Consider the following 10,199-nt stretch of genomic DNA (forward strand, 5'->3'; position numbering starts at 1 on the left):
GCGGGATGTACACGACACGAATCGAGGTGAAACCTTTGGCGCCACTGTTGGAAGTTAAAAACCTGAAAACCCATTTCAAAACCGAGGGAGGCGTCGTCGCCTCCGTCAACGGGGTTTCGTTCACGGTATCGAAAGGGGAGACGCTCGCCATTGTCGGCGAATCCGGATGCGGCAAGAGCGTCACGTCCCTGTCCATTATGGGACTCGTCGCTTCGCCGGGCAAAGTTGTCGGCGGGGAGATTTTGCTGGAAGGCGAGAACCTGCTCGGCAAGAGCCATAAAGAAATGCGCAAGCTGAGGGGCAATAAGCTTTCGATGATTTTTCAGGAGCCGATGACGTCCTTGAATCCGGTGTTCACGATCGGGAATCAGCTAGGCGAGGTGTTTCGCAACCACCAGAACGCGGACAAAAAGCAGGCGAGAGCGAAAAGCATCGCCATGCTGGAGAGCGTCGGCATCCCGCGGGCCGACAAAGTCGTCGATTATTTCCCGCATCAGCTCTCCGGCGGCATGCGGCAGCGCGTCATGATCGCGATGGCGCTGGCCTGCAACCCGGCGCTGCTGATCGCCGACGAGCCGACAACAGCGCTCGACGTGACGATTCAGGCGCAAATTTTGGAGCTGCTCAAAGGCTTGAGCAAGGACCGGGATACGGGCGTCGTGCTGATCACCCACGATCTCGGCGTCGTGGCGGAGATGGCCGACCGGGTCGTCGTGATGTATGCTGGCGAGGTCGTGGAAGAAGCGGACGTGTTCGAGCTGTTCGCCCGTCCGAGGCACCCGTATACGAAAGGGCTGCTCGGCTCGCTGCCGAAGCTTGACGAGCAGCGTGAAGAGCTGGGCTCCATCTACGGCTCGGTGCCCAATCCGCTGAACATGCCGGGCGGCTGCGCGTTCCACCCGCGCTGTCCGGTCGCAACCGAGCACTGCAAGTCCAACGTCCCGATGCTCGAACCGGTTGCCGTGGGCCATTGGGCGCGCTGCTTCTACAGTAAGGAGTGATTTGACATGAGCCAAACGAGCCAGCTACTATTGGAAGTTAAAGGGTTAAAAAAGCATTTTCCGTTCAAGCAAGGCTTGTTTTCCCGGCAAAAAGGGGTTGTGCATGCCGTAGACGGCCTCGACTTTACTGTGAACCGCGGGGAGACGCTTGGGATCGTGGGCGAATCCGGGTGCGGGAAGTCGACGGCGGGCCAGCTTATTTTGCAGCTGCTGGAGCCGACGGCAGGCGAAGTTTGGTTCGAGGGCCAGAACTTGACGGCGCTTGGCAAAGAGGACGTGCGCAAGGTGCGCCGCCATCTGCAAATCATTTTCCAGGACCCGTACTCGTCGCTCAACCCGAGAATGAAGGTCGAGGACATCGTCGCCGAGCCGCTGGAGGTGCACGGCCTGTATAAAGGCGCAGCTTTGAAGGAGCGGGTCGTCGAGCTGCTGCGGCTGGTCGGCCTGGATGAGCACCATATGTCGCGACATCCCCACGAATTCAGCGGCGGCCAGAGGCAGCGCATCGGGATTGCCCGGGCGCTCGCGCTGAATCCGAGCCTGATCGTGTGTGACGAGGCGGTGTCCGCTCTGGACGTGTCGATCCAATCGCAAATTTTGAATCTGCTCAAGAAGCTGCAGAAAGAACTGAAGCTGACTTACATCTTCATTGCCCACGGGCTGCCTGCGGTTAAACACATCAGCGACCGCATCGCCGTCATGTACTTGGGCAAAATCGTCGAGCTGGCGGACCGCGACTCCTTGTTCGCGCACCCCCGCCATCCGTACACGCAAGCGCTGCTATCGGCCGTTCCGGTGCCCGATCCGACGCAGCGGAAGGAGCGCATTATCCTGCAGGGCGATCTGCCCAACCCGGCGAACCCTCCGAAGGGCTGCAGCTTTCATACGCGCTGCCCTTACGCGCAGGACATTTGCCGCAGCGCGCCGCCTGCCTTGGAGCGGCAAGCGGACGGCCATTTGGCGGCTTGCCATTTTCCGCTATAAAGGAGCGATCAACCGATGGAATCGAAAGCTTTGACCGAGCAAAACGATAAGCTGCACGCGTATCTTACCGTACTGTCCGCCTATCAGCCGCAAGTGGTTCCGGGGCGCGGGCGAGTTACGTTTTTGACCAAGAAAACCGGCCTGCCTCAGCTGTGGAGCTGGGATGCGGCGACGGACCGCTGCGAGCAGGTGATCCAGCTGCCCGACCGGGTCGTGGAAGCCAAGCATTCTCCGTGCGGTTCCCGGACGGTTATTGGGATGGATCATAAGGGGAACGAAAAGCAGCAGCTTTATGTGCTGGACAACGACACGTTGGATGTGCAGGGGCTGATGGTGTCCCCACAGCATTTTCACAATGTCGGAGACTGGTCTCCCTGCGGGCAAAAAATTTCATTTTCCAGCAACCGCCGGGGTCCCGGGCTGTTCGATGTTTTCGTGCAGGACGTCGAGACGAAGCAGGTCGAGGAGGTGTACCGGCACGAAGGCCGGTGCGTGCCGCTCTGCTGGCTGCCGGACGGCAGCGGCTTGCTGATTTTGGCCGATGTGACGAATGTGGTCCAGTCGCTGCACGTGCTTGAGCTGCGCAGCGGCGCGATCCGGGAGATCGGCGTGCCGGGGGCGGGCGATTACGCTTCGGTCCAACTGACGAAGGACGGCACAGGGTATTTCGTGACCAATGCGGCTGAGAACACGATGGCGCTGTACCGCTTTTCCCCGGAACGGGCGGGGGCGGAGCTGCTCGTCCATGTCCCGGCGTGGGATATCGAGGCGGCGAAGCTGTCGCCGGACGGCAGCCGGATCGCGTACACCGTGAACGAAGGCGGCTTTTCCGCGCTATACCTGTATGAGGTGGAAGGCGGACATTCCACGGCGGTGGAGCTGCCGCGCGGCGTGATTTCATCGTTGTCGTGGATGAATGACGACGAGCTGATTTTCGCGCTGAAAAGCCCGGTGCTGCCTGGGGACATCTGGCGCTACGGGTTGAAGGACGAGACGCTCCGGCGCCTCACCTCGTTCGGCAGGTCGGAGACAATCGAGCATTTGTGGCAGGAGGCCGAGCTGTACACGTTCCGTTCGTTTGACGGGGTGGAGGTGCCGTATTTTTACTACCGGCCGGCGGGGAGCGCCGGGCAGGCCGAGGAAAGCTGTCCCGCGCCTACGGTGGTGTACGTGCATGGCGGGCCGGAATCGCAGATCCGGTTCGAATTTCACCCGGTCATTCAATATTTGGTCGGGCAAGGCTTTAACGTCGTGACGCCCAACGTGCGCGGGAGTATGGGCTACGGCAAAACATATCTGAATCTCGACAACGCGAGAAAGCGGATGGACGCGGTGGCCGATTTGGCGTGGATGGTGAAGGACTTGAGCCGTTTCGCGACGGTCGACACCGGCAAAATCGGCGTTATGGGGCGAAGCTACGGCGGATTTATGGTGCTGGCCGCGCTCACCCATTATCCGGATTTATGGGCGGCCGGGGTGGACATCGTCGGCATCTCGCATTTCCGCACGTTTCTGCAGAACACCGGGGAATGGCGCAGAGCGCTGCGCGAAGCGGAATACGGCACGCTGGCGGACGATTCGGACTTCTTCGAGGAGATCGCCCCGCTCAACCATTCGCAGAACATCAAAGTGCCGCTGCTCATCTTCCACGGCCGCAACGACACGCGCGTTCCGGTCAGCGAGGCCGAGCAGTTGTACGCGGACATGCGGGCCCGCGGCCAGGAAGCGAAGCTGATTATTTTCGAGGACGAAGGGCATCAAACGGAAAAAATGGAAAATCACATCGCGATGAATACGGAAATTGTCCGCTTTTTCCGGAAATATCTCGAAGCATAGCCGCATGGAGCGGTTCCGCCGCTCGAGCTTGTTGAGAAACCCGCTTCGCAAAGAAAATTCTCTGCATACGCCGGTGGGGTATATCCCTCCAGCCGCTGCCCTCCCCCAGAAAGTGAAGTAATACTTGGAAGCTTATTCCGATTACTTTCCGGGGACCCCCTATCTACCCGTGAACTTGATTAGAATTAGCGGTATTTTCACGGGTTTCAAAGGCGGACGTAAACTCTTACGGGATATACCCCACCTCTATTTCTCTGAGATTTTCTACTCTAGGGTTTCTCAACAATCTGAAACCGGCTCCGCCGCTGGCACTTTCTTCATGAATCCTTCATGTGACCTTAATCAAACCTTCATGCAACCTGTCTCCGAGGGAGATATGATAAAGCTTAAGGATAGGCAGTATGAAGGAGGAACACATCATGTACAATAGCGTAATTATTGGAACCGGCCCCGGAGGGCTGACGGCGGCTATTTATTTGGCGAGAGCGGGATTGAAGCCCTTGGTGATCGAAGGTCCGGAGCCGGGGGGACAACTGACGACGACGACCGAGGTCGAGAACTTCCCGGGCTTCCCGGAAGGAATCATGGGCCCCGAATTAATGGATAATATGCGTAAACAGGCCGAGCGTTTCGGCGCCGAATTCCGGACGGGATGGGTGAACAAAGCGGATCTTTCCAAACGGCCGTTTACGCTTTCGGTAGAAGGCATGGGCGACATTCAAGCGGAAACGGTGATCGTATCCACCGGAGCCTCCGCGAAATACCTCGGTATTCCGGGAGAAAAGGAAAACGTCGGCCGCGGGGTAAGCACCTGTGCGACATGCGACGGCTTCTTCTTCCGGGGCAAAAAAATTATTGTCATCGGCGGCGGGGATTCGGCCATGGAAGAGGCGAACTTCCTGACCCGCTTCGCTTCGGAGGTCGTTCTGGTGAACCGTCGCACCGAGCTTCGCGCGTCGAAGATTATGCAGGAGCGGGCACGCGCCAATGAGAAAATCAGCTGGCAGTTGAACCGGACTCCGCTGGAGGTCATCGCGGGCGAACGGGGCGTGACTGGGCTTAAGGTGAGAAACAACGACACCGGCGAGGAAGAAATCATCGAAGTAGACGGCATCTTCGTAGCGATCGGCCACACGCCGAATACGAAGTTTCTGGACGGCCAGCTGACGACCGACGAGCACGGCTACCTGCTGGTGAAGCCTGGCACGACGGAAACGAACATTCCCGGCGTATTCGCGTGCGGCGACGTTCAGGACAGCCGGTATCGGCAGGCGATCAGCGCAGCGGGCACAGGCTGCATGGCGGCGCTTGATTGCGAGAGATTTCTGGAGTCGGCCGAGCTGAAGGAGCTTGCGCGGTAATCGAATCGAATTGGACTGACCCTGGCGTCTGTAACGGCGCCGGGGTAGCTGTTCATGTAGGAAAAACATCGTTTTATCAATGGGCTGTCGGGCATCGTTCGACGGTCTTTTTGGCGTCCGCCAGCCTCTCCTATACGTCTTTTTGGACGATGTTGACCCTTATTTCTATAGTTATTAACTATATATATTATAACTTTAATATATTTTTGTTATAACTGTACTTTGCTTATACTATCGCTAAAGCAATTACTAATCTTTTTTCCGGAGGGAACCGAGATGGACCATACCAAAAAGCAGCTCGTGGAACGGTTTGACGAAGCAGCAAGCGTATACGACCGGCAAAGACGCAAATTGATTCCTTGCTTCGACGACTTTTACCAGATTGCCGTTTCGTTAACGGATGAGGGGAACGATGCTCCGAGCATTTTAGATTTGGGTGCGGGCACCGGCTTGTTTTCGGCGTTCATGCTGCAGAAGCACCCTCGGGCCAAGCTGACCCTCGTGGATCTCTCCGGCTCTATGCTGGAGGTGGCCCGGACGAGATTCAGCGGCGTGCCGAATGTCACGTACATGGTCGGGGATTATACAGCCTGTGAGTACCGGGAGAAGCATGATATCGTCATCTCATCTCTGTCGATTCACCACCTTGCCGATGCCGAGAAGCAAAAGGTATACCGTACCGCCTATGCCTTGCTTAACGACAACGGACTGTTTATTAACGCGGATCAGGTGTTGGGAAGCACGCCTGCGCTGGAGGAGCGGTATAAGCAGGATTGGAGACGCAAGGTAGAGAGCAGCGGGCTGTCTGCGGGCGAAATTTCGTCGGCTTACGAACGGACCAAGCTGGACCGGATGTCCACTTTGGAGGAGCAGCTGATCTGGCTGAAGCAGGCCGGATTTTCGGACGTGGACTGCATTTACAAATATTTTAATTTCGTGGTCATGGCGGGTTGGAAAAAAGGCTAGCGAAGAAGCGATTGACAAATCCGCAAATTGATACCATAATTTATAAACATAAAAGTATAAAAAGTATATAATCCCTTGCGAGAAAGGAGAGGTCCCTCATGACACATCATGGCGAAAAGACAGCACGTACGCTTCATGACCTGTCGGAAACGGGTACCGAACCGGATCATGCCGATTGCCCGGCAGCTTATCATTTTCTCGGAACGCGTTGGAATCTGCACATCATATCCGCGCTGCTTGACGGCTATACAGGGTTTACGGAAATCGCCCTGCTGCTCAACCTGAATTCCCGCACCTTGGCCGAAAGGTTGAAGCATCTTGAACTCGAAGGCATCGTTGTCCGACAGGTGCGAAACCAAATTTCGGTGCGCATTGACTATGAGCTGACAGCGAAGGGGCAGGCGCTGCGCGAAGTGGTGAGCGAGATTCAGAAATGGGCGATGCATCTTGGCGGTCCGGCGGCTATGGAGGTCATCGGTGAAATGAACGGCGGACGCTACGCGGAACGCGAGATTTTGCAGATTGGATGACGATTAAAAGCAAGCCAGGGCTGACCGGATTGCTGTATTGCAAGAAAGTGTGAAAGCATTGCGGCGTAGGCGTTATACAGCGAATTCGCGTTGCACTGCGCTCTTGCTGGGGTGTAGCATTCATGATAAAAAGATGAAGAACTACATCCAAGAGCAGGGAGTGTGCAAGCAACATGAAACAGGATCGCGGCACTTCCGGGTATGGCCGTGCGGCGGCCTTCGGAGTGCAGATGGCTTACTTGACAATCGGTTGCCTGCTGATGGCAATCAGCTATAACATGTTTCAGCATCCGCATCAGATTGCTGCGGGCGGTGTGACCGGCTTGTCCACCGTCCTCGAATATGTAACGGGCTTGAAGCCGGCGATCAGCCAATGGCTGATCAACGTGCCGCTGCTTCTGGCGGGAGCGGCGGTATTCGGCCGGGGATTTGCGGTCAAAACGGTACTGGGCTCCGTCCTGCTACCTTTGTGTATTCTATTGACCGAAGGCGTGCCGCCGCTGACAGACAACATGCTGCTGGCCGCCATTTACGGCGGTATCGGGACCGGGCTTGGGCTGGGGTTGATTTTCAAAGGCAACGCCTCCTCCGGCGGGTTTACGATTGTGGCGCTGCTCCTGAACCGCAAGCTCGGCATCGGGCTGGGAAAGGCACTGCTGATCCTCGACTTTGCCGTTATTTTAATGGCTGCGATCGTCTTTTCGCCGGAGAAGGCGCTGTATGCATGGATCGGATTGTTTTTAACGAAAAAGGCGCTGGAGCTGGTCCACTCGGCTTCAGATTCCAAGGTAGCCTTTATCATTACGGATCAAACACGCGAAGAGGCGCTGCGCGCTGCGATTTTGCTGGAACTGGACCGCGGCTTGACACGGTTCACAAGCTGGGGCGGCTATACCGGGGAACCCCGCGGGGTACTGATGGTCGTCCTGAGGAATGCCGACATTGCGCCACTTAAGAGGATCGTTAGCACGGTAGATCCGCAAGCGTTCGTCATTCTAAGCGAAGCCAGCGAAGTGTACGGACAAGGGTTCCACAGCTATCCCTTGGTTCCGCGGGCAGGAAGGGACGCGTCGAAAGTCTTCTCGTGACCTATCACGAAGGAGAGATCAAAATGAAAATACGCGAAGTGATTTTGCACTCCTCCAATTACGAGGCGACAAAACGGTTCTATCGCGATACGCTTCAGCTTCCCGTGCTGGAAGAGAATGCGGATTCGCTTGTACTACAGGCGGGCGAATCCAAGCTTACTTTTGTCTCGAATGACCGGGAACAAGCTTATTACCATATCGCCTTCACGATTCCCGACAATAAAGCGAACGAAGCGTTGGAGTGGGTGCGCAGCAAAGGAATCGAGCTGATTGCCAAAGACGACGCCGTACAATATCCTTTTCCGAATTGGAATGCCACGGCCTTATATTTCTACGATCCGGACGGCAATCTCGTCGAATTGATCGCTCATCATTCCTTGAGCAATGCAACCAGTGAGTCTTTCTCGCCCAAAGATATTTTACGCATTAGCGAGATTGGTCTGCCGGTCGAGGAACTGCCTGCCGCTCTCCGGCAGCTACACGAATCGTTTTCGCTGGAGAAGTGGAGCGGAGACGGCCGGCAATTTGCCGCGGTCGGCGATGTGGAAGGTCTGCTGATCGTGATCGATCACAAGCGGCCTTGGTTTCCGGATGAGCGGATGCCCGGTATTTTTCCGACGACGGTCAAGCTTCAAACGGAACGTGCCGGCATGATCGAGCTTGGACCGAAGCCGTATCGGATCGAGAGCGAGAGCGGGCAGGTTTGATTGAAATTAAATATAATTAAACATCGGTTAATTATTCGAAAGCGCAAGCCTCTCCGTGTACGGGAAGATGGCTGCGCTTTTTTCATTCGTTCATTCCAAAAATGCATACATATTTGAGTTGGCCGCCGCAATAAAGTAGAAGCGTATTACATTTCACAACAAAAAGGAGTGACATGATGAAAGGAATTTTTTGGTCGCGTTTTCTATTGGCAGCCAGCCTTTGCTGGGGATCGGGTGCAGGGCTCGCGTTAGCGGCTCCTCCGGAGGCCGGACCCGAAGGCGCTGTCGTCCATGGCTCGGCTAACGCCATCACCGTAAATGGAGACGCCATCTTCAACCACGTTTCGCGCTTGGCCATGTCTTCGAGGGTAGCCGGAACGCAAAATGAGTACAATGCGGTGCAGTACATCAAAGGCGAGCTCGAGAAGTACGGCTACACGGTCACCCTGCAGTCCTTTACATTCCCTAAATTTACCGCCCCAAGCAGCATTCAACTGACGATCGAAGGAACTCATGGATTGGCAAGCCAGCAGCTTGCTCCGCAAGCCCTGCAAAACACGCAAGGCGGCGATGTCAGCGGTGAGGTTGTCGATGCGAAAAAAGGAACACTGCAGGATGTAAAAGGTCTGGAGCTCAAGGGAAAGGTAGCTCTGATCGAAGCGGGCCAAATCGACACCAATGACAAAATCGCCAACGTCGCGGATCAAGGCGCCGTGGCCGTCATTCTTTACAATCCGTCCTCCGATGCCCCAATTTCGGATACGCAATTCAGCACCCTTTCCCTTCCGACCGTCAGCCTTTCGGGCAAAGACGCGCAAGCCTTGAAGCAAAAGGCGTCGGCAAACGGCGGCCCCCGGGTACGTCTCAGCGTTCAGGGTGTAGCCGCCATGGCCGCCACCTCCTATAACGTCGTGGCTACGCTAAGGCCCAATACGGCGACAACGACCAGCGATCTGGTTACGGTCGGCGCCCATCACGACTCGGTGTCCGCAGGCCCCGGAGCGAACGACGACGCTTCCGGCGTAGGCGTTGTGCTGGAAGTGGCGCGGGTCGTCGCAGGTACCCAGCGGGATTCGGAGGTCCGCTTCCTGACGTTCGGCGCGGAAGAATACGGCTTATACGGCTCTAAAGCCTATGCCAACTCGCTCAGCTCCACAGATATCGGCCGGTTCATCGGACATTTTCAACTCGATATGGTAGGCAGCAAAAATTCCGGCACCCTGGGCATGTACACGGTGAACGGACAGAAAAACGTGGTCACCGATCTGGGCGCGACCTTTGCCTCCAGATTATCCGGGGTCATTCCGTACGGCCGGTTCGGACGGAGCGATCATGTTCCGTTCTACCAGCGGGGAGTCGCCACCGCTTTGTACACCCATTCCCCCGCCGAGCCCGAATACCATACCCGGTACGACACCATCGATAAAATCAGCAAGGACAAATTGGCCAATGTCGCAACGATTGTCGGCAACTCTGTGGCGGAGATCTTGTCGCCGACGACGCCGTCATTCAAACGATACAAGGACTTCTTTACGCCGGTGAACTATCCGTACGATCCGAATCCGCCGGTTTGATCCGCTTCGTAGGGACTGGGCTTAGGCCCGGTCCGAGTTTATTCGAGAAGCCCGCTTCACGTAAAAATCCTCTGCATACGCCGGTAGGGTATATCCCTCCAGCCGTCCTTGAAACCCGTGAACTTGATTACAATTAGCGGTAATTTCACGGG

9 protein-coding genes are annotated in these 10,199 nt (G+C 56.3%); all 9 read left to right on the forward strand.

Features of this window, described 5'->3' with window-relative positions; all coding sequences use genetic code 11:
- The first annotated feature begins 5 nt into the window (after positions 1-5).
- A complete protein-coding gene (locus QMG93_RS25910) occupies positions 6-1,001 on the forward strand; it encodes an ABC transporter ATP-binding protein (protein ID WP_281941661.1) in 996 nt (331 codons plus the stop codon).
- Positions 1,002-1,007: 6 nt separating this feature from the next.
- A complete protein-coding gene (locus QMG93_RS25915) occupies positions 1,008-1,985 on the forward strand; it encodes an ABC transporter ATP-binding protein (protein WP_281941663.1) in 978 nt (325 codons plus the stop codon).
- Positions 1,986-2,000: 15 nt separating this feature from the next.
- Positions 2,001-3,821, forward strand: coding sequence for a S9 family peptidase (locus tag QMG93_RS25920; RefSeq protein WP_281941665.1), 1,821 nt, complete (start codon positions 2,001-2,003; stop codon positions 3,819-3,821).
- A gap of 419 nt (positions 3,822-4,240) precedes the next feature.
- On the forward strand, positions 4,241-5,182 hold the full coding sequence (gene trxB, locus QMG93_RS25925) for a thioredoxin-disulfide reductase (protein ID WP_281941667.1): 942 nt from the start codon (positions 4,241-4,243) through the stop codon (positions 5,180-5,182).
- 276 nt (positions 5,183-5,458) lie between these two features.
- Positions 5,459-6,148 carry a class I SAM-dependent methyltransferase gene (locus QMG93_RS25930; protein ID WP_281941669.1) on the forward strand — a complete coding sequence of 230 codons (690 nt, stop codon included), beginning with the start codon at positions 5,459-5,461 and terminating at the stop codon, positions 6,146-6,148.
- Between the two features lie 98 nt (positions 6,149-6,246).
- Positions 6,247-6,678, forward strand: coding sequence for a winged helix-turn-helix transcriptional regulator (locus QMG93_RS25935; protein ID WP_281941671.1), 432 nt, complete (start codon positions 6,247-6,249; stop codon positions 6,676-6,678).
- Positions 6,679-6,851: 173 nt separating this feature from the next.
- The gene (locus tag QMG93_RS25940) at positions 6,852-7,766 is read left to right on the forward strand and encodes a YitT family protein (protein WP_281941673.1); all 915 of its coding nucleotides are present in this window, start codon (positions 6,852-6,854) and stop codon (positions 7,764-7,766) included.
- 23 nt (positions 7,767-7,789) lie between these two features.
- Positions 7,790-8,473, forward strand: a complete 684-nt coding sequence (locus QMG93_RS25945; protein ID WP_281941675.1) for a VOC family protein — start codon at positions 7,790-7,792, stop codon at positions 8,471-8,473.
- A 173-nt stretch (positions 8,474-8,646) separates the two neighbouring features.
- The gene (locus QMG93_RS25950; protein WP_281941677.1) at positions 8,647-10,047 is read left to right on the forward strand and encodes a M28 family peptidase; all 1,401 of its coding nucleotides are present in this window, start codon (positions 8,647-8,649) and stop codon (positions 10,045-10,047) included.
- Positions 10,048-10,199 lie beyond the last annotated feature (152 nt).

Source organism: Paenibacillus tyrphae, from assembly GCF_027925525.1.
GTDB classification, from domain to species: Bacteria; Bacillota; Bacilli; order Paenibacillales; family NBRC-103111; genus Paenibacillus_G; species Paenibacillus_G tyrfis_B.